Here is a 24,871-nt window from a genome sequence, read left to right as displayed (position 1 = left end):
GGCAGGCTTAACTGCGAATTTGCCCAGTGCCGGTTACGACCCAGGTAGTTGTGGTCATTGCTTCCAAGCCCATTGGGCCACGGGCGTGCAATTTTTGATTAGAGATACCAATTTCTGCTCCGAAGCCCATCTGCTCACCATCTGTGAATCGCGTGGATGTATTTACCATTACAGCCGCACAATCTGAATGTGCAATAAATCTGTCAGAAACTTCACGCGATTGCGTCACGATCGCTTCAGTGTGTTTTGTTCCAAATTTTGCGATGTGATCGATTGCTTCATCAACGCTACCAACAACTCCCACATTCATTTCGAGCACTCCGTATTCAGTGCACCAATTTTCATCAGTGGCCAGAGTTGCTTCTACGTTATTTTTCTTAGCGATAGCTAGTGTTGTTTCATCACAATGAATTATCACGCCTGCATCTTTGAGAGCCTTCAATGCCACAGGCATGAATTCTTCTGCGACTTTGCTATGGACTAAAAGAGTCTCAGCGGCATTACACACACTTGGTCTGTGAGTCTTTGAATTGATAAGAATTGGCAGCGCGATTGAAAGATCTGCGAATTCATCAACATAGACATGACACACGCCGGCGCCAGTTTCAATCGTTGGAACTGTGGCTTCATCAACAACCATTCTGATCAACGAAGCACTACCGCGCGGAATAACTAAATCAACAAGACCGCGTGCATGTAGTAACGCTTTCACAGTTGCCCGATCATCTGAAGGTACTAATTGAATAACTTCTGGGGAAATAGATGTCTTGGCAAGAGCATCACGCATTACTTTCAAAAGTGCAGCGTTGCTAGCGGCTGCCGAAGATGAGCCACGCAAGAGTGCAGCATTGCCCGATGCGAGAAGAATTACTGCAGCGTCCACACTGACGTTGGGACGTGCTTCATAGACCATCCCGACAACACCAAAAGGAACAGTGCGTTGTTCGAGATGTAAACCATTTGGTAGATCTTTTTCACGAATAATTTTGCCCAACGGATTTTCAAGTTCTGCCACTTGGCGCACGCCAGAGGAAATTCCCTTAATGCGCTCAGCCGTTAGTAATAATCGATCCTGAGTTTGTGGATGCATCTTTTCTGACTGGGCTCGTGCCATATCTTGCGCATTAGCTGCAAGAATGAAATCTGAGGATTTATCAATTTCATCTGCAATGCCCAAGAGCGCCTTTGATCGCTGCTCACCTGTCGCAGTCGACAGCGAACGCGAAGCAGCACGTGCTTTCAGTGCTAACTCTGTAACTATTGCGGTGGCGTCCATAGTGCTAAGCCTAACGGGAGTTACCCTTAGCCCGTGTCCAAATTAATTCGAGTTCTGCGAAACATCGTCATCGGTCTAGTCGTTTTCTATCTTGCGCTCTTTGGCTTAACCAAAGCCATTAGATATCCAGAGCCGATAGCAGCAATCAAATTGGGCTTAGCTCCTGCCTCAAAAACTCCTGACTTAATGCCCGGGCATTGGATTAAATCACAAGCTAATCCATCAATGGCTTGGAGTGTTGCAAATTCAGAAAATCCCACTGTTGTCACGTGGGATGGTGAAAAGATTTCATTTGATGAATTCTTATCTAAAACAAAAACAAATGCCTTCATCATTATCAGAAATGGTGAAATAACCTTCGAAAAATACTTAAACGGAAAATCCAAAGAATCTAGGCTTCCTTCTTATTCTGCAGCAAAAACTATGACTTCAATAATGATCGGACAACTTATCACCCAAGGTAAGTTAAAAGAGAGTGATACTTTTGTAAGTATCTTGCCTGAGTTTAAAAATGGCACAAGTTTTGATGCTGTAACAATTCAACATTTGCTAGATATGCAAAGTGGAATTGGCGTCAGCGATAACTATCCAACTGGCCCATCGGGCTGGGGTGTAGCAATTGCGCAGATGTATGCGTCAACTGATTTAAATTGGTTCTTAAAAAACAATCGCAAAATGGCACAAGAACCGGGGACCCACCCTGAGTATCGAAGCGTTGATACTCAATTATTGGGATTAGTTATTCACAAGCTCACGGGCATGAAGGTCGCAGATTATTTCTCAGAAAATGTCTGGAAACCAATTGGTGCAGAATATGACGCGTATTGGAATGTCGACCACGTTGGTGGACAAGAAAAAACCTTCTGCTGTTTCAATGCTGCGGCAAGAGATTATGCGCGCGTTGGGCAGATGCTGCTTAACCCAGCGGGTATAAAAATAGATAACAAAGAGATTATTTCGCCCATGTGGATGAAAAGACTTACTAATCCGGTGACAACACTGGATCACAACTGGGGATATAGCGCACAGGTCTGGCACCCATTCCCAGGCACAACAATGTTGCTCGGTTTACATGGTCAGTACGTTTATACAGATCCAAATTATCAAGTTGTCATTGTTAAACTTAGTGATGAACCAACTGATAATGGCGACTTCGAAGAGCTAACTGCTGCAGTATTAAAGGAAATTTCAGAGCAGAACTAAATCATCGCGATGCACAAGCTCGCGTTCGTATTCTGGTCCAAGGCTTTGAGCAAGTTCCTTTGTTGATCGACCTAACATTGCAGGGATTTCTTCGCTATCGAATGCAACTAGCCCTCGCGCAATAACTTTGCCATCAGCACTTGCCAATTCAACTGCATCGCCAGAAATAAACTCTCCCTGAACTGCTGTAACTCCGGCAGGCAATAAAGAAACTCCACGTTCTAAAATTGCAGTCACTGCTCCGGCATCGAGAATAAGTCGACCTCGTGGTGTTGATGCATGAGCCAGCCACAACATACGCGAATTAGATTTATTCGCTTGGGCATGAAATAGAGTTCCAAGTGAACTTCCCGACAGGGTTTGAGCAGATTCCTTAAGAGATGTCAGAAGCATTGCAATTCCAGCACTCGTTGAAATTCGGGCTGCTTCAACTTTGGTCACCATTCCGCCACTTCCAACACCGGCAGATCCTGCGCCCCCCAAAGTTAATGAATCTATGTCAGAGATTTTCATCACTTCGTGGATTGCTTTTGCTCCAGCTTGAGTTGGCGGAGCGTCATAGAGCGCATCAATATCTGAAACCAACACAAGAAGATCAGCGTTGACGAGTAGCGCCACAAGTGCTGCAAGTCGATCATTATCGCCAAAGCGAATTTCCTGTGTTCCAACTGAGTCATTTTCATTAATGATTGGAACAACTCCGAGTGAGATCAATTTCGTTAGAGTTCTTTGAGCATTCTGATAATGCGAGCGACGAATAATGTCTTCGGTTGTAAGAAGAACTTGAGAAGCTGTAATTTTATGGCGAGCTAAATGCTCTGTGTATCTTGCTATCAATAAGCCCTGCCCCACTGATGCTGCCGCTTGTTGTGTTGCAAGATCTTTTGGACGAGTTGTTAATCCAAGGGGTGCTAAACCGGCAGCAATTGCACCAGATGAAACAACTAGAACTTCGGCGCCTCGAGATTTTAAATCCGCTACGACGCTAACAATTTTTTCAACAGATGAATCATCTAGAGCAGAACCTGCAGCCCCTGTAAGGGATGAAGAGCCAATTTTTATGACAACGCGTTTAGCCTTTGTTACTGCATCGCGACTCATTGCTCACCCTCTTCGTCCACTTCGACAAGTTTAGGCGAATGTGGGTCACTCACGTTGTATTCCCATTGACTCGCAATTTCATCATCGCTGAGCACATTGATTTCGCGCTCTGGTTTCCAGGTTGAATCAAGGCGTGAATCTTCTCCGCGTCGATGCAAATGTCCAGCCAATTGCTCAGCTCCTGCTTCAATCGTTGGTTCCCAATCAAAGACAACTTCGTTTTCTCCCGAACCAATTCGAACTTCACTTCCTGCTACTGCGCCTTGCTTGTATAACTCTTTTTCAACTCCTAACTGTGCAAGGCGATCTGCGAGATATCCAATAGCTTCGGCGTTCTTAAAGTTGGTTTGGCGAACCCAGCGAAGAACTTTGTTGCCGCGCACAGTAAAGGAACCATCAGCATTAGCTTTAACGGTAAATCCTGAATCATCTACTGGAGTTGGTCGCAGAATAATTCTTGTGCGCTCCTCAGTTTTAGCTTCGAGTCGAGCTTTTTGAATCAGACGAGCCATTGCATAGGTCAGCTCTGTAAGTCCTTCGCGAGAAGCAGCCGAGACTGGATAAACGTCATAACCTTTATCGCGAAGTGTTTGTGCAACCATATCTGACATAGCTTTGCCATCAGGTAAATCAATTTTATTGAGGGCAACAATGCGCGTTCTATCTTCTAGCCCGCCATAAATTGCTAATTCATTTTCAATAACTTCTAGATCAATAATTGGGTTTCGATCAGTTTCAAGAGTTCCACAATCCAATACGTGAACTAGTGCAACGCATCGTTCAACGTGACGCAGAAATTCCAAGCCCAATCCTTTTCCTTGGCTCGCACCAGGAATAAGTCCTGGAACATCTGCAACAGTAAAGCGTGTATCACCTGCTTGGACTACGCCAAGATTTGGAACGAGCGTTGTAAATGGATAATCAGCAATCTTTGGACGTGCAGCTGAGATTGATGCAATGAGCGAAGATTTTCCAGCACTTGGAAAACCAACTAATGCAATGTCTGCAACAGATTTAAGTTCGAGCTGTAACGTGCGCTCTTCACCTGGTTCGCCGAGCAAAGCAAAACCAGGTGCGCGGCGCTTTGATGATGAAAGAGCTAAATTTCCTAAACCACCATGGCCACCTTGGGCTGCAATAAAAGTTGTACCAATGCCAACAAGGTCAGCAAGAAGTACTCCTTGAGTGTCATAGATAACGGTGCCATTTGGAACACCAAGAATTAAATCTTCACCAAATACTCCATCTTTGCGATCACCGTAACCTTGATGACCAGATGTTGCTTTGCGATGTGGTGAATGGTGAAAATCCAACAGTGTTGTGACGTTTGGATCTACAACTAAAATTACATCTCCACCGCGTCCACCATTGCCACCATCTGGGCCACCTAGTGGTTTGAATTTTTCACGTTTAACAGAGACGCATCCATCGCCACCTTTTCCTGCTGTGGCATAGAGAGTCACGCGATCAACAAAAGTTGCCATCTGCGTTTACCTCTCTGCTATTCGTTGTTTGTTTCCTTGTGAAATAAAAAAGCGAGCCGCACTTGAACGCGGCTCGCTCTTTCGTAAGAACCGAAAATTACGCTACTGGAACCACATTTACTACGTTGCGACCGCGAGCGCGACCGAATTCAACTGCTCCTGCTGCTAGAGCGAAGAGTGTGTCATCTTTGCCACGGCCCACGTTTGCACCTGGGTGAAACTTCGTTCCGCGTTGGCGGACAAGAATTTCGCCGCTGTTAACAACCTGACCACCGAAGCGCTTAATACCGAGGTACTGCGCATTTGAATCGCGACCGTTTCGTGTCGAGGAGACACCCTTTTTACTTGCCATTGCTCAACTCCTATAGACGATTCGGTTAGATACTAATTGCCGTAATTTTTACGCGAGTATGTTGCGTACGAAAACCTTGACGACGGCGGTAACCGGTCTTGTTCTTGTAACGCAAAATATCAATCTTTGGACCCTTGATGTCATCAATAACTTCTCCAGTTACTTTGACAGATGAGAGCGCCTTTGGATCTGAAGTAACAGTTGCGCCATCGACAACTAGAACAGCAGGAAATGAAACTGATGCACCACTTTTGCTATCGAGGTGATCGATAACAATGGTCTCTCCAACAGTGACTTTCTCCTGGCGTCCGCCAGCTTTCACGATTGCGTACACGTAACTACTCCACTTCGTAAGGCCCGATTCACACAGTGTGTAATTCCGGCAGACGCTAAGGGTACGGAGAACCGTGCCCATGGGTCAAACTGAGTCGGGATTTATGCTCATTCTCCTGAGCCAGGAGTGACTACTCCAGTACTCACAGCACGACGGCGTTTACGGCCACCCACTTTTAAGCCCTTCTTCACTTCTGGCACATTCGATGAATCATCATTTTGAACTTCTATGAATTCATGTCCGGTTGCGCCTTCTTCTTCAACATCTTCATGAATTGCAGATTGTGAATTAACTTGTGGCATAGGAGCCTTCATCTTCACAGGTTCTGTATGAATGTGAATTCCTCGACCAGAGCAAGAATCACATGTTGTTGAAAACGCTTCGATAAGTCCTTGCCCAACGCGCTTGCGAGTCATCTGAACGAGACCAAGTGATGTTACTTCTGCGACCTGGTGCTTGGTTCTATCGCGACCTAAGCACTCAACTAATCTACGTAGAACTGCTTCACGGTTTGATTCAAGAATCATGTCGATGAAGTCGATGACAACAATTCCACCTAAGTCACGAAGGCGAAGCTGGCGAGCGATTTCCTCTGCTGCTTCTATGTTATTTTTCGTAACAGTTTCTTCTAGGTTTCCACCCTTACCGATAAATTTACCGGTGTTCACGTCAATAACAATCATCGCTTCGGTTCGATCGATAACGAGGGAACCACCTGAAGGTAGATACACCTTGCGATCAAATGCCTTAGCTAGTTGTTCTTCCACGCGATATTCGGCAAACAAGTCACCGGTTCCTGTGTATTTTTCTAGCTTAGAAACCAATTCAGGTGCAATAAATCCGAGGTAATTATTGATCTCCTCATACGCCTGAGATCCCTGAACTATGAGCTTGCGGAAATCTTCATTAAAGATGTCTCGAATAACTCGAATAGCAAGATCTGGCTCTGAGTACAGAGCAGTAGGTGCGTGGAAGTTTGGATTCTCAGATTTTTGGTAGATGTCATCCCACAGAGATTTTAAGCGAGCAACGTCATTTGTAATCTCTTCTTCTGAAGCACCCTCTGCTGCTGTGCGAACAATGACGCCAGCGCCTTCAGGAATTAAGTCTTTGAGAATTGCTTTCAGACGTGTGCGTTCTTGTTCAGGAAGGCTGCGACTAATTCCACTCATTCCACCGCCAGGAACATAAACAACATAGCGACCAGGAAGAGAAATTTGGCTAGTAAGACGAGCACCCTTTTGTCCGATTGGATCTTTGGTTACTTGAACAAGTACTGGCTGACCAGTTTTTAAAACCATTTCAATCTTGCGTGGTTCGGATTCAGAAATGCCTGCTGCATCCCAATTGACTTCACCCGCGTACAACACAGCATTTCTGCCCTTACCAATATCTACGAAGGCAGCTTCCATCGAAGGCAAGACGTTTTGCACGCGTCCGAGATAGACGTTTCCGACGTATGAAACATTGCTATTTCTATTTACATAGTGCTCGACCATGACTTTGTCTTCGATAACTGCAATTTGAATACGATCATCTATCTGGCGAACAACCATTTCGCGATCAACATTTTCTCGACGTGCTAGAAATTCGGAATCTGTGATGACTGTGCCGCGACGACGATACGGTTCGCGATACTCACGTCGTTCTGGACGTTCTGCGCGATCGCGACGACCACGACGAGCATCAACTCGTGGAGTGCGCTCACGAACTTCTCGCACCTTAACAACAGTTTTTACACCATCTTCTTCAACGGTTTCACCGGCAACGACACCATCTCCTGTGGCGCGACGACGGCGACGACGGCGATGTGTAGTGGATTCTTCTGAATCTTGATCTTCTTGTGTTGTTGAACTCTCATTTTGTGCATTTGCAGTATCGGCGCCGCCTTTTCTGCGACCACGTCCCCCACGACGGCGACGGCGATTTCTACCTGCACCTGAATCATCATCACCTGATTCTTCTGAGACGGGTTCAGGAGCCGCTTTCTTTACCTGGCGTGCAGTTTTTTCCGCAACCGGCGCAGCTTGAAACATCGGAACTGGAATGGAGGCAGACTTTTTCTTCGTTGCACTCTTGGCCTCTGGTGCGTCAGTGTTTTCGACTGCATCAGATTTCTTGGAACTAGCTTTCTTAGCCGCACGTTTGCGCGGCGTTTTTGGCTCAATAGCCATGGCACCAAATCCTCTATGCGTTTAATAAAACGCGCTCTGGCTTGAATTGTTTCGAACTTCGAAAAGAACTAACTCGTCAAGCAAATCTTCTGTGAGTTCGCGCTTGGCGTTTACCGCGAAGTGCTCGCGAGCCGCGCTGAACTGTGATGTAAGTATGGCAGATGTTGGGTTTAATCCCAAGTAAGGCGCAAATTGAGCGTGATTAGATGTCTATTAACGATGACGCGCATGCACATTTTGCAATAAACCAAACCCGATCAGGGTTGCAAACATGCTTGAGCCACCGTATGAAAGAAATGGCAAAGGAACACCAGTCATAGGCATTAATCCAAGTGTCATTCCTATATTTTCAAATATTTGAAATGCAAACCACGCCGTGACACCGGTTGCAACAAGTCGCCCATAGGGATCACTCGCTCTTCGTGCAATGGCAAAGGCTCTCATCAAAATAATCAAATACAGAAGTACTATTCCGGCGCTTCCTAGAAAACCGAGTTCTTCACCGGCTACCGTGAAAATAAAGTCTGTCTGCTGTTCAGGAACAAAGCGACCATTTGTTTGAGGCCCATTAAATAAACCAGTTCCTAGGAGTCCACCGGAACCCACGGTGATGCGCGCCTGACGTAATTGATAGCCACTTCCTTGGGTGTCAGCCGTTGGATTTACAAATGATTGCAAGCGCTTGACCTGATATGAATTTATCACTCCAGCTTTCGTCGCCCCAAAGGCGCCCAGAACCGCAATAAGAAGTAGCGCAACTACCCAACGAGATGGCGCACCAGAAATTGCAATAATCGTGACAACAGATGCACTGATGATAAAAACAGTACCCATGTCAGGCTGAAACAAAATCAAAAGCACTGGAAGACCAGCCACAACCAACGCTTGTAAAACATCTTGGGTTGTGGGCACATCACTGTCATGAGAGCGTTCAGACAAAATCATGGACATTCCAACAATGATGGAAATCTTTACTAACTCTGCAGGTTGAATTTGAAATCCACCAGGAAGAGCAATCCACGCTTTTGCGCCATTTACTTCAGCACCAAGACCGGGAATTAACACGATGATTAATCCCAGCACACCTAATCCCCACACAATTGGTGTGTAGGCACGCAATAATCGATAATCAATAATTGTTGTTCCCCATGCCAGCAAAACCCCAATTAATATATTGAGAACATGGCGCTTGAGGTAATACTCAGGATCTAAATTATTTGCTGCATACCAATCACGTGTTGCCGCATATACCAATAGCGTTCCGATGATTAAAAGTGCTGCCACTGCTGCTGTAAGTATTGGATCGAAACCTGCCACAACCGAACCACGAGATCTTCGTCGATAAATACTGCGAGATGAAAGTGAGCTCATTTAGACTCCTTCACTTTCGTAGATGGTGAAATCTTTGGAATCTTAATCGGTGGTTTCCCATCAGGAAATATAGCCTTTGCTGGATCTACTTTTGATCCAGTGACACCAAATAACGTTTCATAAATTTTGCGAACTCCAACACCACTGACAGATGCACCGAAACCACCTTGGCTCACCATCATCACAACTGCATAACGTGGATTTTGTGTCGGTCCATAAGATGCAAACCATGATGTGTCTGCCTTTAATGTTCCATTTGCGTTTCTACCAAAAACTTGGGCTGTGCCAGTTTTCCCACTGATTGCTACAGGAAATCCTGCAAATGCTCCGGTTGCAGTTCCTGCCGTAACGGCTTCGCGAAGTGCATCCTGTAAGAAATTTAGAGTTGTCTGGGTTGCAGGTAACGTACCGAGTTGTTTAGCACTAATTTTTTTAATTACTCTTCCATCAGTTGAAACAACTGCCTTTGCGACACTTGGACGCAGAATTTTTCCACCATTTGCGATAGCGGCATACATCTGCGTTAACTTCAGTGGAGTAATTACTGTGTCACCTTGTCCAATAGAAAAGTTAACCGCATCTCCTGCTCGAATTTTGTCACCATCTAAGCAATTTTCGCGAGCTAATTCGATTAGAAATGGAGTGAGTTGATTCTTTGCGGCACGATCCTTGTAATTGCAGTAGAAATCCTTATTTTCGGCATACCAAGCATTACGCCATTGACGATTGGCTAGGCGACCAGAAAGTTCGGAGGGCATATCAATCCCAGTTTTTTTGTTGACTTGAAATCCTTCAGCGGCTTTGAAGAAATAATCATTCGGATCAGATTTTGGCCTTAACCCGCCATCTCGAACCCACTCGTCATATGCAATTTGATACCACAGCGTGTCACAAGAAACTGCAATACCTTTTTTCAAACTGATACGTCCGAGTGCTTTGCTATCAAAGTTTTGGAAAGCACGATTACCAATTTGAGTCTCTGAAGGACAGTTATAGATTGCATTGAGGTTATAGCCAGCATTTGCTGCGGCAACAACTGAGACTGATTTAAACGTTGACGCTGGTGCAAATAATCCCTGCAATGGTCTAGAAAGAGCCGGCACATTATTTTTCTCGCTAAAAAGTGCTCTGGCATCTTTAACTGACAAACCTTTTTCCCAAGCATTTGGGTCATACGTTGGATATGAGGCCATGGCCAAAATTTGTCCATTGCGAACATCCATCACAATTGCAGCACCTGAATCACCTGGATATCCACTTGCCCGCGCGCGACCTACTGCATCTGAAAGGGCACTTTCTACACTTGCTTGTAAACGAACATCCAAACTCGTTACTAAATGATTTCCACCAATTGGCGCGGTGTTCTGACTTTCGCGAGTGATGGATTCTTTACGATCTACGATTACGGTTCGAATCCCTGGTGTTCCTCGCAAAAATGAATCGTATTGATATTCAAGACCAGTCTTACCAATCGTTTCACTGCGGTAATACGTACGACCATTTATTCCTGATAAGTCAGCCTCTGTAACTGGTCCGATATAACCTAATTCATGAGCAGCATTGACACCGGCATAGCTTGGATAATTTCGAATTGCTACAGGAGTTGCGCCTATTCCTGGAAATTGATTTGTTCTTTCCACAATTTGAAGTGCAATCTCTGGATCAGCCTCTTTTGTAATCGGAATTGGCTGGTATCTAGATCCGGTCCAACAGCCTGCTTTGTCATTCTTTGGTAGCTCTCCACACAAACGAGTAGCACGATACACATCGGCATAAGCCAACCCAAGTAGATTTGAAACACTGGCAAGGACTATCGCGCCTTTATCACTCTGCTTATCTAATGCGATGCGATCAACTGTGATTGCAAGGCCCACGCGATTAAGTGCCAGTGGAACACCGGATGAATCAACGATAAGTCCACGTATCGCAGGATTTATTACATCTCTGCTCTGAATGCTCAGCGCTGCATCCTTGTACTTAGGAGCAGCTGCCACTTGTAAATAAAAGAGTCTTCCTAGCAAAGCAACCATCAAGGTCAAAACAAATATCTGAACAACTAGCAAACTTAAGCGAACCCGTTGATTCATAGGCGTGCCTGATCTCCGAGCACCACAGCATGTAATCTGGTAATCACTGGCAAAATAAGTGGGGTCGCCAAGAGCGCCCAAATTCCATTGCTGAAAATAGTTATTAGAATTCTAGAAAAGCTACCGGCTGACATTCCAAGTAATAAACCAATGATGACAAATGCAATCAGGGTTATAACGCAGGCGAAAGAAACAAGGAAAATATTTGTTATTGGATTTCCTCGAACGTTATCGTTGCCAGAGCCTAAAAATGCAACTGCGTAACACGCCAGAATCATTATTAAAGTCCAGTGGCCCATAGGTCCGCTTGAACTTTGTGAAAGATCCATCAAGACTCCTGAAATGAATCCAGTGAGTGCTCCTGCTGTTGGATTACTTAATGCAGCCCAGGTCAGCGCAATCAAGAGAAGAAGTGAGAATCCCCCTGCTGGCAATCGAAGTTGATTAATAACGGCTTCTTGAATGATAAATACAAGTACAAAAATTAAAGATGAAATAGAGAATTGTCGCAAAAGCATTTAAAGACTACTTCGCACTCGCGGTGGGCGACGGTGTTGCATAAATTGTGACAGTTGGAACAGGAGTTGGCTGTGGTCCAGCCGGTACAAGTGCATCGCCTGGGTTATTCTTGCCCGCACTTAATACAACACTGAGAACACCGAGTCCTGAAAAGTTTGGATAAAGCATCACTGTTGCACTCTGTGCAATCGAACCAGCGCTGCTATCTACTGCACTGATCACACCAACAGGAATGCCGGGAACAAATGGGCGATTGTTAGTGCTTCCACGAGCTAACAAAACATCTCCTACATTCACAACATTTTGATTATCTAGCAGTTGTAAGGAAGCACGTTTTGATCCGCCACCTGAGAGAATTCCAATTTGCTGAGATCCTGCAATTCGCACGCCCACTTTGAAATCTGGATCTGTAGCCAACATAACTAGTGCTGAATTTGCATATGACTCTTTAACCACGCCAACCAAGCCTTCACCTGAGAGCACTGTCATGTTTTGGCGAACCCCAGATGAAGTACCAATATCTATCGTGACCGTTTGAGAAAAATTCGTGCTCGACCCTTGGGAAATGACACGGGCTGCAACAACCTTGTAACCAGCTTGGCCGGCAAGATCGAGAACGGATTTGAGTTGGGCAAGTTCTGCATCTGCATTCTTGCGCTGCGCCAAGCGTGCTCGCAATTTTGCATTACTCTGTTTTAGCTTTTCGATTTGATCGCTAGTTCGCCCTAGATTAGTTATATCGCCAATGAAATTGCGAAAAGGTGAGATCGCTGTTGAGCCTGCTTTTTGAAATGGTGCCAATACATTTTGTGTACCGCTTCGCACACCATCTAATACTTTTACACCACGAAGATCTAGAGTGATTAAAAATAAAGATGTAACGATAAGTATGATGAGTAGGAGGCGAGCGCGTCCTTCGCCGCCATTACGCATGGAGCTAATTACCTATCGTCGAGGCTCAGAGATCAAAACCTTTTCAAGGGCTTCAAACTCTTCAATACATTTTCCGGAACCTTCTACGACTGCATCGAGCGGACGCTCTGCAACGTGAATTGGCATTCCAGTTTCTTTGCGTAGTCGTTCATCAAGTCCCTTAAGAAGTGCGCCGCCGCCAGTGAGCACAATTCCGCGATCCATAAGATCACTTGCAAGCTCTGGTGGGCACTTATCTAGGGTGCTCTTTACAGCGTTAATAATTGCATTTACTGGTTCTTCTAGCGCTTTACGAATTTCGGCAGCAGATACAACAATCGTCTTTGGAAGACCAGTTGCAAGGTCGCGGCCGCGAATTTCAGCGTCATTTTCACCTGGAAGAGGGTATGCAGAACCGATTGCCATCTTAATTTCTTCTGCTGTGCGCTCACCGAGAAGTAATGAGAATTCGCGTTTTACCCAGTTAATAATTGATTGATCGAGTTCATCACCACCCACACGAATGGAAAGAGATGTAACAATTCCACCGAGTGAGATAACGGCTACTTCTGTAGTGCCGCCACCAATGTCCACGACCATGTTGCCTGTTGGTTCGTGAATTGGAAGACCCGCACCGATTGCAGCAGCCATTGGCTCTTCAATGATGTAAACCTTGCGAGCACCTGCTGCATATCCAGCATCTTTAACTGCGCGTTGTTCAACACCTGTAATACCTGATGGAACACACACAACAATACGAGGCTTTGCTAAATAGCGACGACGGTGAACCTTTTGAATGAAGTAACGCAACATGCGCTCTGTTGTATCAAAATCTGCAATCACACCATCTTTAAGTGGACGAATTGCAACGATGTTGCCAGGGGTGCGGCCAATCATTTTCTTTGCTTCAAGACCAACGGCTAAAATTCCACCAGTGTCTTGATTGACGGCAACAACGCTTGGCTCGTTGAGAACAATGCCACGACCGCGCACATATACCAACGTGTTAGCAGTTCCTAGATCCACGGCCATATCGCGGCCGATGAATGACATTTTGTTACCCATTTATTTCCCTTCAAAGAAAATAGCTATTTCACGAGCTGCTGATTCAGGTGAATCAGATCCGTGAACAATGTTCTGTACAACTTTAGTTCCTTGATCCCGTGCAAGATCTCCACGAATGGTTCCTGGCGCGGCAACTGTTGGATCAGTTGCACCAGCAAGTGAACGAAATCCTTCGATCACGCGATTTCCTTCGGCAATCATCGCAACGATTGGACCTGAAGTCATGAACTCTAGAAGCGGCTCGTAAAAAGGTTTTCCATTGTGCTCTGCATAATGTTTTTCAAGTAGTGCGCGATCTGCATGTAACATGCGAAGGGCAGTAATTGAATAACCTTTTTCTTCAACTCTAGAAATAACTTCTCCAACAAGACCACGGCGCACGCCATCTGGCTTGATCAGGATAAGGGTTTTCTCGGAACTCACACGCGCAGTCTATTAGGCATTTGGAGGACCTGCAGCCAGCAGGGCTGCGCGGGCTGCTTCGCCCTTTTTACCCACGAAAATAGCGGCAATCCATAACCCCAAGAAAATAGCCCCCACTAGAAACATTGATGTCACCACGAAGCCATAGGCAAGTAGAGCTACTTGCAAAATCCAACCAAGAATCCAGCCCGCTTTTTTCTTCAATAAACCTGGAGCAAGTAAACACAGAATTGCAATTACTCCACCGAGTATTAGCGCGGGTGATGAGTGATCTTTCATTGCGAGCAATAATGCAAAACCCATCACAAAAGATTCCATAACCAGAACTGAAGAAGCCAGCATGCGCATAGTTAAATCCTAATCTTCTTTGGCAAAAAATCTACGCAGAATCGAACGAGCTTCGCCCACGGTGACAACAGAACCGGTCACAACGATTCCAACACTGTCATCACTGAGCGGACGTTTGGCATCATCAATAGCTCGCTTAAGGGCGCCCTCTAAATGATCGTTACTAAAGACTCTGTCTGCTCCGAAGATTTTGATGGCAAGGGATTCAAGTTCTTTCACGGGCATCGCTCGAGGCGATGAACTTGAAGTCACGATTATTGAATTTAGAACTGGCTCAAGGGATTGAAGGATTCCCTGTGCATCTTTATCTCCAAAAATTCCAACAACTCCAATGGTGTCATCAAAGGTAAATTCTGATGCGAGTGTTTGTGAAAGCGCCTGCGCGCCATGGGGATTGTGTGCAGCATCTAAAATGATTGTTGGGTCCCGATGAATAACTTCGCATCGCCCTGGAGATTTCACATTAGCAAAACCAGCTCTCACAGCATCAGGATCAAGTGCTTGTTCGCCGAAGAACGCTTCAACAGCAACTAAGGCTGATGCGGCGTTCGTTGCTTGGTGGCGACCATGAAGGGGTAAGAAAATTTCATCATATTTTTCATTTAAGCCATTAATTGAAATCATTTGCCCGCCAACAGCGATAGCGCGAGAGTCCAGCGAGTATTCGATTCCTTCTCGCGCAATATCTGCTTCAACTTCAGCAGCTCTTCGCAATAACTCTTTAGCAGCCTCTGGCTTTTGTTCTGCCATCACAATAAAACCACCAGCTTTAATTATTCCAGCTTTAGTTTGCGCAATCTCGCCCAGAGTATTTCCAAGATATTCCATATGATCTAAACCAATAGGCATCAATACTGAAACATCGGCGTCAACCACATTGGTTGCATCCCATTGACCGCCCATACCCACTTCAATAATTGCAATATCAACTGGGTGTTCTGCAAAGGCCACAAAAGCCATTGCAGTGATGGCTTCAAAAAATGAGATTGGATTTTCAAACTTTGTATCCATTAAATCCAAATATGCAGAGAGATCGTTGTAGGCAAAAATCGCGGCCTTGGGATCAATAGGTGCACCGTTAATAGAAATTCTCTCCAAATAACTTTCGAGATGTGGACTAGTAAAACGCCCGGTTCGTAGTCCCATTTCAAATAAGAGCGAATCAATCATGCGAGATGTCGTTGTTTTTCCATTTGTTCCGCCCACATGAATCGTTGGATATGTGAGTTGAGGCGAACCAAGAATGTCTGTCAATGCAGCAATTCGATCAAGTGTTGGCGAAATTCGTGTTTCAGGCCATCGTGCAAGCAACGCCTGCTCGATTGCATCTACACGTGCGTTATCGTCTGCGCTCATTAATTATTTAGCCGGCAGCGAATTTAGTTGTGAAGTTATTCGCTCAATATCAGCACTTGTCTTGGTAAGGCGCTCTTTGATTTCAACAACAACTTCGGCGGGTGCTTTAGCCATAAAGCCTTGGTTATTAAGCTTTACATTCGCAGTTTCTAAATCCTTCTTAGCTGTAGCCAAATCTTTAGTCAGCCGCGCACGTTCTGCTGTCACGTCAATGGTTCCGGTCAGATCGAATTCAGCTTTGACTAAACCAATTTGTAAGTTAGCACTTGGTGTGAATTCAGATGCTTCAAGCTTTAAAACAAAACGCATCGCACTTTCATAGGGGGCAAATTCTGCTGGTGCGATGAAGCGTCCCGGAATCTTGGCTGACGTCTTGATTCCTTGATCATTTCTGAATCGTCGTACTTCGGTAATTACTTCTTGAATACTTATAATAATTTTTTCGTTCTTCTTATCAATGTGAGATGGATTTGCGATCGGCCACTGGGCAATCACAAGGGATTCTCCCCCGGTCAGAGTTGTCCAGAGTTGTTCGGTCAGAAATGGCATAACTGGATGCATCAATCGCAATAGTTGATCTAGCACGTGACCTAATACACGTTGCGAATTTTTAGCATCTCCAGATGCAAAGCTCTCCTTAGAAAGTTCGAGATACCAATCGCAGAGGTCATCCCAAGCGAAGTGATAAATACGATCACATGCCCGGGCAAATTCGTATGACTCTAAGAGCCCATCGACTTCTGAAATTGTCTCTGAGAGTCTTGAAAGAATCCACTTATCTATTCCATTAAGCGATGCTGTGACAGGAAGTTCGCCCTGAGTAGTTGCGCCATTGATCATTGCAAAGCGCGTTGCATTCCATAGTTTTGTAGCAAAATTTCGTGATCCGCCAACCCAATCTTCGGCAAGTGCTTGGTCTTTTCCAGGATTAGCACCGCGTGCCAATGTAAAGCGCAGAGCATCGGCGCCGTACTTATCCATAAATTCAATTGGGTCAATTGTGTTTCCGCGGCTCTTAGACATCTTCTTTCCAAATTGATCGCGTACTAAACCATGAAGTGCAATAGTGTGAAAAGGTTGTTTGCCATCCATTGCAAATAAACCAAATAGCATCATGCGAGCAACCCAGAAGAAGAGAATGTCATAACCTGTAACGAGAACACTTGTTGGATAAAACTTCTTTAGATCATCACTCTCTGCTGGCCATCCAAGTGTTGAAAATGGCCAGAGTGCAGATGAGAACCATGTATCTAAAACATCTGGATCTTGCGTGTATCCACTTGGTGTTTTTTCATCTGCACCAACAACTACGACTTCACCATTAGGTCCATACCAAACAGGAATTCTATGACCCCACCACAATTGTCTGGAGATACACCAGTCGTGCATGTTATCTACCCACTCAAAGTAACGCGGTTCCATTTCTTTAGGTTCAATCTTGACGCGTCCATCTCGAACCGCGTCCGCTGCAGCTTTAGCAAGTGGTGCAACTTTGACGAACCATTGCAAAGATAAACGTGGTTCAACAATTGTTGCGCAGCGTTGGCAGTGACCAACTGAGTGAGAATAAGGACGTTTTTCCCAACCAATTCGACCATCTGCGCGGAGTTGTTCAACAACTGCTTTGCGCGCAGCAAATCTGTCCATGCCATCGAATTGAGTATTCGTTCCTGACATAACACCGTGCTCATTCATGATGACAACCATTGGAATGTTATGGCGCATCGCCATTTCAAAGTCATTTGGATCATGAGCCGCAGTAACTTTAACCGCACCTGTTCCAAACTCTGGATCCACTAATTCATCGGCGATAATTGGAATCATTCGATTGACGTATGGAAGCTTTACTTGCTTGCCCACTAAATCCTTATAGCGTGGGTCATCTGGATTAACTGCAACTGCGCCATCGCCCAGCATTGTCTCTGGTCGAGTTGTTGCAATACTTATTTGAGTTTCGCCAGGATCGCCATAAGTTATCTGAACAAATTCGCCATCAATATCTTGGTGTTCAACTTCGATATCGGATAAGGCTGTTAAGCATCGAGGGCACCAGTTAATGATTCTCTCGGCTCGATAAATCAAATCTGCGTCATAGAGTTTCTTAAAAATAGTTAGTACTGCTTTAGATAAATTCTCATCCATAGTGAAAGCTTCACGGGACCAATCAGCGCTGTCACCGAGTCTTTTCATCTGATCCAGAATTGCTCCGCCGGATTCGGCCTTCCACTTCCAAACTTTTTTAACAAATTCTTCGCGCCCTAGATCGTGACGAGATTTACCATCTGCAGCCAGTTGTTTTTCTACAACGTTTTGCGTTGCAATGCCGGCGTGATCCATTCCAGGTAACCACAACGCTTCAAAACCTTTCATTCGCTTCATGCGAATGAGTACATCTTGCAATGTGTGATCGAGTGCGTGACCAATGTGTAAAACACCTGTGACATTCGGTGGTGGAATAACAATTGTGTATGGCGGTTTATCTGATTTTGCATCCGCCGTGAAATAGCCAGCCTTCACCCACTTTTCATACAGTGGCGCTTCGATATCGGCCGGTACAAAGGTCGATGCGAGTTCGCGGTCTGACTGACTCATGTGGAGCAGTCTAGATTATGCGCTCTTCTCTTCTTGACCTTTATCGCGACGTGCACCCCTTTTAGGAATGTCACCTGTGCGAGCAATCAAAGTTGGAGCGCCACCATCGCTAATGCATTCGTGGGTCAAAATCACCTTTGCAATATCTGCGCGACTTGGAACGTCATACATCACACCAAGTAGAACGCTTTCAAGAATTGCACGAAGCCCGCGAGCACCTGTTCCGCGCTTAAGAGCAAGCTCTGCAATTGCATCGAGGGCTTCCGGTGTGATTTCAAGTTCCACATCGTCAATATCAAAGAGGCGTTGGTATTGCTTGACCAAAGCGTTCTTTGGTTCGGTAAGAATCTGCATCAGTGCAGGCTTATCTAGATTTTCAACGCTTGTGATAACTGGAAGACGGCCAATGAACTCTGGAATCATTCCAAACTTCAATAAATCCTCTGGCATGACATCTGAGAAAATATCACGGCGGTTTTTCACTGCTTCGCTCTGAAGTGTTGCATTAAACCCAACACCTGCAGATCCGCTGCGGCTTTCAATAATCTTTTCTAGACCAGCGAATGCTCCACCAACAATAAAGAGAACATTTGTTGTATCGATTTGAATAAATTCTTGATGTGGGTGCTTGCGTCCGCCTTGTGGTGGAACAGATGCAACAGTTCCTTCTAGGATTTTTAGAAGTGCTTGCTGAACACCTTCACCGGAAACATCGCGAGTAATAGATGGGTTTTCAGATTTGCGCGCAACCTTATCGATTTCATCGATATAAATAATTCCTGTTTCAGCCTTTTTCACATCGTAATCTGCGGCTTGCAAAAGCTTAAGCAAAATGTTTTCAACATCTTCTCCGACATAGCCTGCTTCAGTTAAAGCCGTTGCATCAGCAATTGCGAATGGAACGTTGAGCATGCGAGCAAGAGTTTGCGCCATAAGAGTTTTACCGCAGCCAGTTGGGCCAAGGAGCAAAATATTGCTCTTTGCTAATTCAATAGATTCTTCGCGCTTTGAATCCCCTGATTGCACGCGCTTGTAATGGTTATAGACGGCAACTGAAAGTGATTTCTTTGCACGATCTTGACCGATGACATATTGATCTAGGAATTCAAAAATTTCAGCAGGCTTTGGAAGTTCGGTAAGTCCGAGGGTTCCTGCCTCTGCAAGCTCTTCGATAATGATTTCATTACAGAGTTCAATGCACTCATCGCAGATGTAAACACCTGGGCCGGCAATTAATTTCTTGACTTGCTTCTGAGTTTTACCGCAGAAGGAACATTTCAGCAGATCGCTAGTCTCGCCGATGCGTGTCATTTCACTCCTTTGTTCCCATTGGGGGAAGTTTTTGGGAACGTCTAAGAGATAAGAATAGATTGAAGGCGTGTGAATACGCGGGATAAAGAAGGTCTACTTTGTTCGCCGAGAGAATAATTATGCGAAAAAGTTCTTACTTAGCCTTTGCTTTACGACTCGCTAGAACCTGATCGATAAGTCCGTACTCGACTGCTTCTGCAGATGTAAGAATCTTGTCACGTTCGATATCTGCGGCAATTTCTGCAGGTGAGCGAGTTGAGTGACGAGAGATTAACTCTTCAAGAAGTGTGCGCATGCGCAGAATTTCGCGAGCTTGAATTTCGATATCAGATGCTTGTCCGCCACCTTCAGAAGATGGTTGATGAATCATGATGCGAGAATTTTCAAGTGCATAGCGCTTGCCTTTTGCACCCCCTGCCAGCAGAACAGCTGCAGCAGATGCTGCTTGGCCAAGACAAATTGTCATGACATCTGGGCGCACGAATTGCATCGTGTCATAAATTGCTGTCAGCGCTGTAAAGGAGCCACCAGGTGAGTTGATGTAAATCATGATGTCGCGATCTGGATCCATTGATTCAAGAGTTAACAACTGCGCCATAACATCGTTTGCAACAGTGTCATCAATTGGTTGGCCAAGGAAAATAATGCGCTCTTCAAATAACTTTGTATATGGATCTAAACGCTTAAATCCATACGCAGTTTTTTCTTCAATTGTTGGAAGAACGTAGCGATTTGTAATCTCTGGAATGTTATTCATTATTTAGCCTTTCCTGCATTGCCGGAAACTTGACCTTCTGATTGTGCGATTTGATCCACAAAGCCATATTCCTTGGCTTCTTCAGCTGTAAACCAGCGATCACGATCTGAATCTGCAGTAATTTTCTCAACGCTTTGACCAGTGTGATGAGCAATGAGTTCTGCCATCTTTTTCTTAATTGCTGCCATGTTCTCAGCTTGAATACGAATATCTGTTGCAGTTCCACCGATGCCACCGAGTGGTTGGTGCATCAAGATGCGTGCATTTGGAAGTGCATAACGTTTTCCTGGAGCACCAGCTGTTAGCAAGAATTGACCCATTGATGCAGCCATTCCCATTGCAACAGTTGCTACATCGTTTTTAACGAATTGCATCGTGTCATAAATGGCCATACCTGCTGTGATGGATCCACCTGGTGAATTGATATAAAGGTAGATGTCTTTTTCTGTATCTTCTGCGGCGAGTAAAAGAATCTGTGCGCAAATAGCATTTGCCATGTTGTCTTCAACTTGACCTGCTAGAAAAATAATTCGTTCACGGAGCAAACGACTGTAAACCTGTTCATCTAGTCCACCCATTGATGCTGGTGATGCTTGCGCAACTATCTGCGGTGTCTGCGCTTTCATGTGCTCCACGTGAGATCCTCCTGATATTTATTTCTCCTGTAGTGACCTTAACAATGTCAGCACAAAAATGCTTCCCAATTACTGCAATAAAGCGCGTGAAAGCGCTCATGTTCGCTCAGAGCGCAGAGATTACTCGACGGCAGGTGCTGGCTTTGGAGCAAGGGCTTCAAGATCAATTGCTGCACCCGATGCATCTTTTATTGAGATACGAGAGAGAACACCAGCGAGTGCTTTGGCGCGAGCAACTTCTGCAACGAGTTGTTGAATCTGCCCAGCTTTTTGCAACTCTTGCGCAAATTGTTCTGGAGCCATTCCATAACGCTGTGATGTGCGAACTAAATACTCAGTCAGTTCTACTTCTGTGACCTGAACTTCTTCTGCCTTCACGATTGCATCGAGTAAGAAATCAGATTTCAGAGATGATCGAACCTGACCATCAACTTCTGCGCGGTGTTCGGCATCTTCCAGGCGACCCTCACCGGAGAGGTGCTCATTTACTTCTTCGTCAACAAGGAGATCAGGAACTGGGATTTCAGTTTCTGCAAGTAATTTTTCAACGAGCAAATCGCGTGCTTGTGCGCCTTGTTCCATCTTCTTCACGCGCTCAAGGCGTGTAGCAAAATCTGCTTTGAGTTCTGCCAACGTATCAAACTCTGATGCCAGCTTTGCGAAAGCATCATCCATCGCTGGCAATTCGCGCTCTTTAACAGTTTTAACTACAACTTCCACAACGCCTTTTTCACCAGCTGCTTGTCCTACTAATTGCGTTTGAAAATCTTTCTTATCCCCCGCACTCATTCCAACAAGTACTTCATCGAGTCCATCAATCATGCGATTAGAACCAACTTCATATGAAATATCAGATGCCTGACCGCCATCTACCTCTTCGCCATTAATGCGAGCCGAGAGATCTAGCGTTGGAAAATCACCGCTCTTAATTGCACGCTCAACAGTATTTAAAGTGCCAAAGCGAGCGCGTAATTCGTCGACCTGCTCAGTGATATCTGTATCGGTGATAACGACATCATCGACCTTGATTTCAATCTTAGAAAAATCTGGCAACTTCACCTCTGGGCGCACATCTACTTCAACGGTGAAAACTAACTTCTCGTTATCTACAAACTCTTTCACATCAACAGTTGGGCGACCAATAACTAGAACTGTGTGCTCACGAGCTGCTTTGCCATAGAACTCTGGCAGCGCTGAGTTAATTGCTTCATCCATGACAGTTCCGCGACCCACGCGTTGATCAATCATTGATGCCGGAATTTTTCCTTTACGAAACCCTGGGATATTTACTTGTGATGCAACTTTCTTATACGCATCAGAAACATGTTGTGTGAGCTCTGAATACGGCACTTCGATATCTAAACGAACACGGGTTGGAGAGAGTGTTTCTACCGTGCTCTTCACGAAGTACTCCTTTTATATAAGTATTAAATTAAAAGTTATGGTCGGGGCGGGGAGATTCGAACTCCCGATCTCCTGCTCCCAAAGCAGGCGCGCTAGCCACTACGCTACGCCCCGAGGCGCAAGTGGTGAGTCTAGAGGAGATTTTCACCCTTGCTAACCGAGGCGATAACGTTAGCCCCGATTCGATAACCGTACTGCGGCAGAGGTAATCTAAGCCCAGCACAAAAACTGCATCAAAAATGCGGGTGTAGCTCAATGGTAGAGCCCCAGCCTTCCAAGCTGGCCATGCCGGTTCGATCCCGGTCACCCGCTCCATAGTTTCTTAAGTAATAGAACCAACTTCGGTGAGCGTGAAGTAGCCAACCAAGGTTAATGTCGCCGCTAAATTTTCAGTTGCAGTTACCGTGGCAATTAAGTCAAAACCTGAATCTATTAAGGTTCCGTCAATAATCAGATCTGCAAAAATGTTTTGGGTGAATTTAGTCGTTGGTGAAACAAATCTCTTTCCTGCTGCTGTAAAAAACCACAATGAACTGGGTACGGCACCGGCTGTTGTCGTGACAACCAAATTTAAAGTAGTTGGAATGTCAACGGACGATGACGTTACGGCTGAAATTACAATATGAACCAAATACTTTTTGTGGGCCGATAATGCTCCGAAGCTGTTGGAAATAGCGCTTGAGCCAGGGATGCCTGTCAAAGTGTTTACAAATGTAAATTGATTACTAGAAATTGAAGTGACTCCTGCAACTCCAGGCGATCCATCAACACCCGCCGCCCCAGTTGCCCCAGTTGCACCTGTACTACCTGCTGGTCCAGTTGGTCCCGCTGGGCCAGCACTTCCTGATGCACCCGCTGCACCTGTTTCACCTGCTGCGCCATTTGATCCAGCTGCACCTGTTAATCCCGTTGCACCAGTTGAACCTGTGGCACCTGCAGTTCCAGAAACTGTTGATGTATTTGTCACTGTTTTTCCATCAGATCCTGCAACACCTGGGGTTCCAGACTTTCCATCAGTTCCCGCGATTCCTGCTGTTCCGCGCAGTGAAATTGCAGCAGGCCACATGTTGTTTTTCTTAGGGCCATAGATGTTTAAGTTCTTTGTATCAATATAGAAATCACCATTGATGCCAATAGTTTTAATAGGTGCTGTTATGCCGTTGAGTATTGTGTTTGGAATTGAATTCGCTGTTCGGCCTGCAGACTTTATTTTGATGACGGATTTCGTGGCTGCAAAACCTGGCTGAACAGCAAAAAGTGTAAGAACGCACATAATTGCAAAAACTCTGTTGAAAGCCTTATAGCTTTTCATGGGGACTTTCCTTTCGTAGAGATTCCAAGTCTGTGCGCATAAATACTTCACCGATATAGGACTACCCCTATACCGGCGATGTGAGAGAGGTGGCACTTGCGGGAAAAACTCACATAGACCCCACAGGATTCTCGCCGTTGTTTTTTAACTTAGGAGGGTTTATTACGACTAGTTAATGACGTGGGGTCGTTAACAGAGTTCTTACGGGACGAAGGGGCAGTAAATGTCAAAGAGAACAATTGCAACTGTTGTGTTAACAACTGTTGCACTAACAGCCGGAAGTTTAGGAGTTGCTAACGCAGCTTCGAAGACATCGCGAACTGTTGTAACAAAATCAATTACAAAAGTTTCGCAACCTAGTGCTAACGCACGTGGGATAGGCGGGCCAGCTGCCGCACTAGACAGCCTGCTTTCTGGTTTAGTCACCAAGGGAACGATCACTCAGGTTCAAGCAGATGCAATTAAGGCAGCAGCACTTGCTGCGGCCGAGACTGCAAAAGCTAATCGCCCTGCAAAGGCGATGAGTCCGGAGCGCGCAGCCAAGGATGCATTGATCTCATCGATTCTTGGAATCGATTCAGCAACAATTAAGTCACGATTGCAAGCAGGAGAAACTCTTGCCGCAATTGCGGGCTCAAAGAAAGATGCATTAATTGCAGCTCTCGTTGCTGAGCATTCAAAGAAGATTGACGCTCGTCTTGCTGCTGGAAAAATAACTGCTGCACAAGCCACAACCTTGAAAGCTGCTCTTCTCGCACACGTGAGCGAAGAAATCAACGAAGTAAAGGGCAAAGGCAAGCACGGTGGATTAATGCCAGCACCTGCTCCTCTAGCAACACCTTCTAACTAAATATT

General features: G+C 45.3%; 22 protein-coding genes and 2 tRNA genes. 3 read left to right on the top strand and 21 right to left on the bottom strand.

The window, feature by feature from the left end; all coding sequences use genetic code 11:
- Positions 1 to 7 precede the first annotated feature (7 nt).
- Positions 8 to 1,276, bottom strand: a complete 1,269-nt coding sequence (locus PHILAsVB114_RS02260; RefSeq protein WP_095697779.1) for a glutamate-5-semialdehyde dehydrogenase — start codon at positions 1,274 to 1,276, stop codon at positions 8 to 10.
- A 33-nt stretch (positions 1,277 to 1,309) separates the two neighbouring features.
- Between PHILAsVB114_RS02260 and PHILAsVB114_RS02255 the strand changes: the two genes are divergently transcribed.
- Positions 1,310 to 2,479, top strand: coding sequence for a serine hydrolase domain-containing protein (locus tag PHILAsVB114_RS02255; protein ID WP_095697778.1), 1,170 nt, complete (start codon positions 1,310 to 1,312; stop codon positions 2,477 to 2,479).
- Here PHILAsVB114_RS02255 and proB read toward each other — a convergent pair.
- From proB to PHILAsVB114_RS02160, 19 genes are all read right to left on the bottom strand, one after another.
- Complete coding sequence (proB, locus tag PHILAsVB114_RS02250) at positions 2,465 to 3,580, bottom strand: glutamate 5-kinase (RefSeq protein WP_095697777.1); 1,116 nt, start codon at positions 3,578 to 3,580, stop codon at positions 2,465 to 2,467. The genes PHILAsVB114_RS02255 and proB overlap by 15 nt on opposite strands.
- Entirely contained in the window at positions 3,577 to 5,064 is a 1,488-nt protein-coding gene (gene obgE, locus PHILAsVB114_RS02245; RefSeq protein ID WP_095697776.1) for a GTPase ObgE, read from the bottom strand. The genes proB and obgE overlap by 4 nt, the downstream gene beginning before the upstream one ends.
- 97 nt (positions 5,065 to 5,161) lie before the next feature.
- Positions 5,162 to 5,416 carry a 50S ribosomal protein L27 gene (rpmA, locus tag PHILAsVB114_RS02240; RefSeq protein ID WP_095697775.1) on the bottom strand — a complete coding sequence of 85 codons (255 nt, stop codon included), beginning with the start codon at positions 5,414 to 5,416 and terminating at the stop codon, positions 5,162 to 5,164.
- Positions 5,417 to 5,441: 25 nt separating this feature from the next.
- Positions 5,442 to 5,750: a 50S ribosomal protein L21 gene (gene rplU, locus PHILAsVB114_RS02235; RefSeq protein ID WP_095697774.1), complete on the bottom strand. Its 309-nt coding sequence runs from the start codon at positions 5,748 to 5,750 to the stop codon at positions 5,442 to 5,444.
- 107 nt (positions 5,751 to 5,857) lie between these two features.
- Entirely contained in the window at positions 5,858 to 7,924 is a 2,067-nt protein-coding gene (locus tag PHILAsVB114_RS02230) for an Rne/Rng family ribonuclease (RefSeq protein WP_095697773.1), read from the bottom strand.
- A 213-nt stretch (positions 7,925 to 8,137) separates the two neighbouring features.
- A complete protein-coding gene (rodA, locus tag PHILAsVB114_RS02225) occupies positions 8,138 to 9,295 on the bottom strand; it encodes a rod shape-determining protein RodA (protein WP_095697772.1) in 1,158 nt (385 codons plus the stop codon).
- On the bottom strand, positions 9,292 to 11,382 hold the full coding sequence (gene mrdA, locus PHILAsVB114_RS02220) for a penicillin-binding protein 2 (protein WP_095697771.1): 2,091 nt from the start codon (positions 11,380 to 11,382) through the stop codon (positions 9,292 to 9,294). Before mrdA ends, rodA begins: the two co-directional genes overlap by 4 nt.
- On the bottom strand, positions 11,379 to 11,900 hold the full coding sequence (mreD, locus tag PHILAsVB114_RS02215) for a rod shape-determining protein MreD (RefSeq protein ID WP_095697770.1): 522 nt from the start codon (positions 11,898 to 11,900) through the stop codon (positions 11,379 to 11,381). Before mreD ends, mrdA begins: the two co-directional genes overlap by 4 nt.
- 7 nt (positions 11,901 to 11,907) lie before the next feature.
- Positions 11,908 to 12,834, bottom strand: coding sequence for a rod shape-determining protein MreC (gene mreC, locus PHILAsVB114_RS02210; RefSeq protein ID WP_095697769.1), 927 nt, complete (start codon positions 12,832 to 12,834; stop codon positions 11,908 to 11,910).
- A 12-nt stretch (positions 12,835 to 12,846) separates the two neighbouring features.
- Entirely contained in the window at positions 12,847 to 13,878 is a 1,032-nt protein-coding gene (locus PHILAsVB114_RS02205) for a rod shape-determining protein (RefSeq protein WP_095697768.1), read from the bottom strand.
- A complete protein-coding gene (gene ndk, locus PHILAsVB114_RS02200) occupies positions 13,879 to 14,301 on the bottom strand; it encodes a nucleoside-diphosphate kinase (RefSeq protein ID WP_095697767.1) in 423 nt (140 codons plus the stop codon).
- A gap of 12 nt (positions 14,302 to 14,313) precedes the next feature.
- Positions 14,314 to 14,649 (bottom strand): DUF4233 domain-containing protein, encoded by a 336-nt coding sequence (locus tag PHILAsVB114_RS02195; RefSeq protein ID WP_095697766.1) that lies wholly within the window; start codon positions 14,647 to 14,649, stop codon positions 14,314 to 14,316.
- 9 nt (positions 14,650 to 14,658) lie between these two features.
- Positions 14,659 to 16,005 (bottom strand): bifunctional folylpolyglutamate synthase/dihydrofolate synthase, encoded by a 1,347-nt coding sequence (locus tag PHILAsVB114_RS02190; RefSeq protein WP_095697765.1) that lies wholly within the window; start codon positions 16,003 to 16,005, stop codon positions 14,659 to 14,661.
- A gap of 3 nt (positions 16,006 to 16,008) precedes the next feature.
- Positions 16,009 to 18,597 carry a valine--tRNA ligase gene (locus PHILAsVB114_RS02185; RefSeq protein ID WP_095697764.1) on the bottom strand — a complete coding sequence of 863 codons (2,589 nt, stop codon included), beginning with the start codon at positions 18,595 to 18,597 and terminating at the stop codon, positions 16,009 to 16,011.
- Between the two features lie 15 nt (positions 18,598 to 18,612).
- Positions 18,613 to 19,908 carry an ATP-dependent Clp protease ATP-binding subunit ClpX gene (gene clpX / locus PHILAsVB114_RS02180; RefSeq protein ID WP_095697763.1) on the bottom strand — a complete coding sequence of 432 codons (1,296 nt, stop codon included), beginning with the start codon at positions 19,906 to 19,908 and terminating at the stop codon, positions 18,613 to 18,615.
- 133 nt (positions 19,909 to 20,041) lie between these two features.
- Positions 20,042 to 20,665: an ATP-dependent Clp protease proteolytic subunit gene (locus tag PHILAsVB114_RS02175; protein WP_095697762.1), complete on the bottom strand. Its 624-nt coding sequence runs from the start codon at positions 20,663 to 20,665 to the stop codon at positions 20,042 to 20,044.
- Complete coding sequence (locus PHILAsVB114_RS02170; RefSeq protein ID WP_095697761.1) at positions 20,665 to 21,291, bottom strand: ATP-dependent Clp protease proteolytic subunit; 627 nt, start codon at positions 21,289 to 21,291, stop codon at positions 20,665 to 20,667. Before PHILAsVB114_RS02170 ends, PHILAsVB114_RS02175 begins: the two co-directional genes overlap by 1 nt.
- Positions 21,292 to 21,420: 129 nt before the next feature.
- Entirely contained in the window at positions 21,421 to 22,704 is a 1,284-nt protein-coding gene (gene tig / locus PHILAsVB114_RS02165; RefSeq protein WP_095697760.1) for a trigger factor, read from the bottom strand.
- A 38-nt stretch (positions 22,705 to 22,742) separates the two neighbouring features.
- A tRNA-Pro gene (locus PHILAsVB114_RS02160) sits at positions 22,743 to 22,818 on the bottom strand.
- Positions 22,819 to 22,945: 127 nt separating this feature from the next.
- Here PHILAsVB114_RS02160 and PHILAsVB114_RS02155 point away from each other — a divergent pair.
- Positions 22,946 to 23,019: transfer RNA gene (locus PHILAsVB114_RS02155), tRNA-Gly, on the top strand.
- Between the two features lie 7 nt (positions 23,020 to 23,026).
- On the opposite strand, the gene PHILAsVB114_RS02150 is transcribed toward PHILAsVB114_RS02155, so the two are convergent.
- Positions 23,027 to 24,016, bottom strand: a complete 990-nt coding sequence (locus PHILAsVB114_RS02150; protein ID WP_095697759.1) for a hypothetical protein — start codon at positions 24,014 to 24,016, stop codon at positions 23,027 to 23,029.
- A gap of 223 nt (positions 24,017 to 24,239) precedes the next feature.
- Here PHILAsVB114_RS02150 and PHILAsVB114_RS02145 point away from each other — a divergent pair, with 223 nt between their 5' ends.
- Entirely contained in the window at positions 24,240 to 24,866 is a 627-nt protein-coding gene (locus PHILAsVB114_RS02145; RefSeq protein WP_204246822.1) for a hypothetical protein, read from the top strand.
- Positions 24,867 to 24,871 lie beyond the last annotated feature (5 nt).

The sequence above is a fragment of the Candidatus Planktophila limnetica genome (assembly GCF_002288365.1).
GTDB classification, from domain to species: Bacteria; Actinomycetota; Actinomycetes; order Nanopelagicales; family Nanopelagicaceae; genus Planktophila; species Planktophila limnetica.
Note: the sequence above shows the minus strand (reverse complement) of the source record. Positions and strands in the feature narration are given on the sequence as shown.

Bases quoted from the DNA above. Each gene is read 5' to 3' on its own strand.
- clpX (WP_095697763.1), bottom strand. From the start codon at position 19,908: ATGACACGCATCGGCGAGACTAGCGATCTGCTGAAATGTTCCTTCTGC.
- PHILAsVB114_RS02170 (WP_095697761.1), bottom strand. From the start codon at position 21,291: ATGAAAGCGCAGACACCGCAGATAGTTGCGCAAGCATCACCAGCATCA.
- PHILAsVB114_RS02145 (WP_204246822.1), top strand. From the start codon at position 24,240: ATGTCAAAGAGAACAATTGCAACTGTTGTGTTAACAACTGTTGCACTA.
- rodA (WP_095697772.1), bottom strand. From the start codon at position 9,295: ATGAGCTCACTTTCATCTCGCAGTATTTATCGACGAAGATCTCGTGGT.
- proB (WP_095697777.1), bottom strand. From the start codon at position 3,580: ATGAGTCGCGATGCAGTAACAAAGGCTAAACGCGTTGTCATAAAAATT.
- PHILAsVB114_RS02185 (WP_095697764.1), bottom strand. From the start codon at position 18,597: ATGAGTCAGTCAGACCGCGAACTCGCATCGACCTTTGTACCGGCCGAT.
- PHILAsVB114_RS02190 (WP_095697765.1), bottom strand. From the start codon at position 16,005: ATGAGCGCAGACGATAACGCACGTGTAGATGCAATCGAGCAGGCGTTG.
- PHILAsVB114_RS02150 (WP_095697759.1), bottom strand. From the start codon at position 24,016: ATGAAAAGCTATAAGGCTTTCAACAGAGTTTTTGCAATTATGTGCGTT.
- rpmA (WP_095697775.1), bottom strand. From the start codon at position 5,416: ATGGCAAGTAAAAAGGGTGTCTCCTCGACACGAAACGGTCGCGATTCA.
- mreD (WP_095697770.1), bottom strand. From the start codon at position 11,900: ATGCTTTTGCGACAATTCTCTATTTCATCTTTAATTTTTGTACTTGTA.
- PHILAsVB114_RS02175 (WP_095697762.1), bottom strand. From the start codon at position 20,665: ATGAATAACATTCCAGAGATTACAAATCGCTACGTTCTTCCAACAATT.
- mrdA (WP_095697771.1), bottom strand. From the start codon at position 11,382: ATGAATCAACGGGTTCGCTTAAGTTTGCTAGTTGTTCAGATATTTGTT.
- PHILAsVB114_RS02260 (WP_095697779.1), bottom strand. From the start codon at position 1,276: ATGGACGCCACCGCAATAGTTACAGAGTTAGCACTGAAAGCACGTGCT.
- PHILAsVB114_RS02205 (WP_095697768.1), bottom strand. From the start codon at position 13,878: ATGGGTAACAAAATGTCATTCATCGGCCGCGATATGGCCGTGGATCTA.
- PHILAsVB114_RS02230 (WP_095697773.1), bottom strand. From the start codon at position 7,924: ATGGCTATTGAGCCAAAAACGCCGCGCAAACGTGCGGCTAAGAAAGCT.
- mreC (WP_095697769.1), bottom strand. From the start codon at position 12,834: ATGCGTAATGGCGGCGAAGGACGCGCTCGCCTCCTACTCATCATACTT.
- obgE (WP_095697776.1), bottom strand. From the start codon at position 5,064: ATGGCAACTTTTGTTGATCGCGTGACTCTCTATGCCACAGCAGGAAAA.
- PHILAsVB114_RS02195 (WP_095697766.1), bottom strand. From the start codon at position 14,649: ATGCGCATGCTGGCTTCTTCAGTTCTGGTTATGGAATCTTTTGTGATG.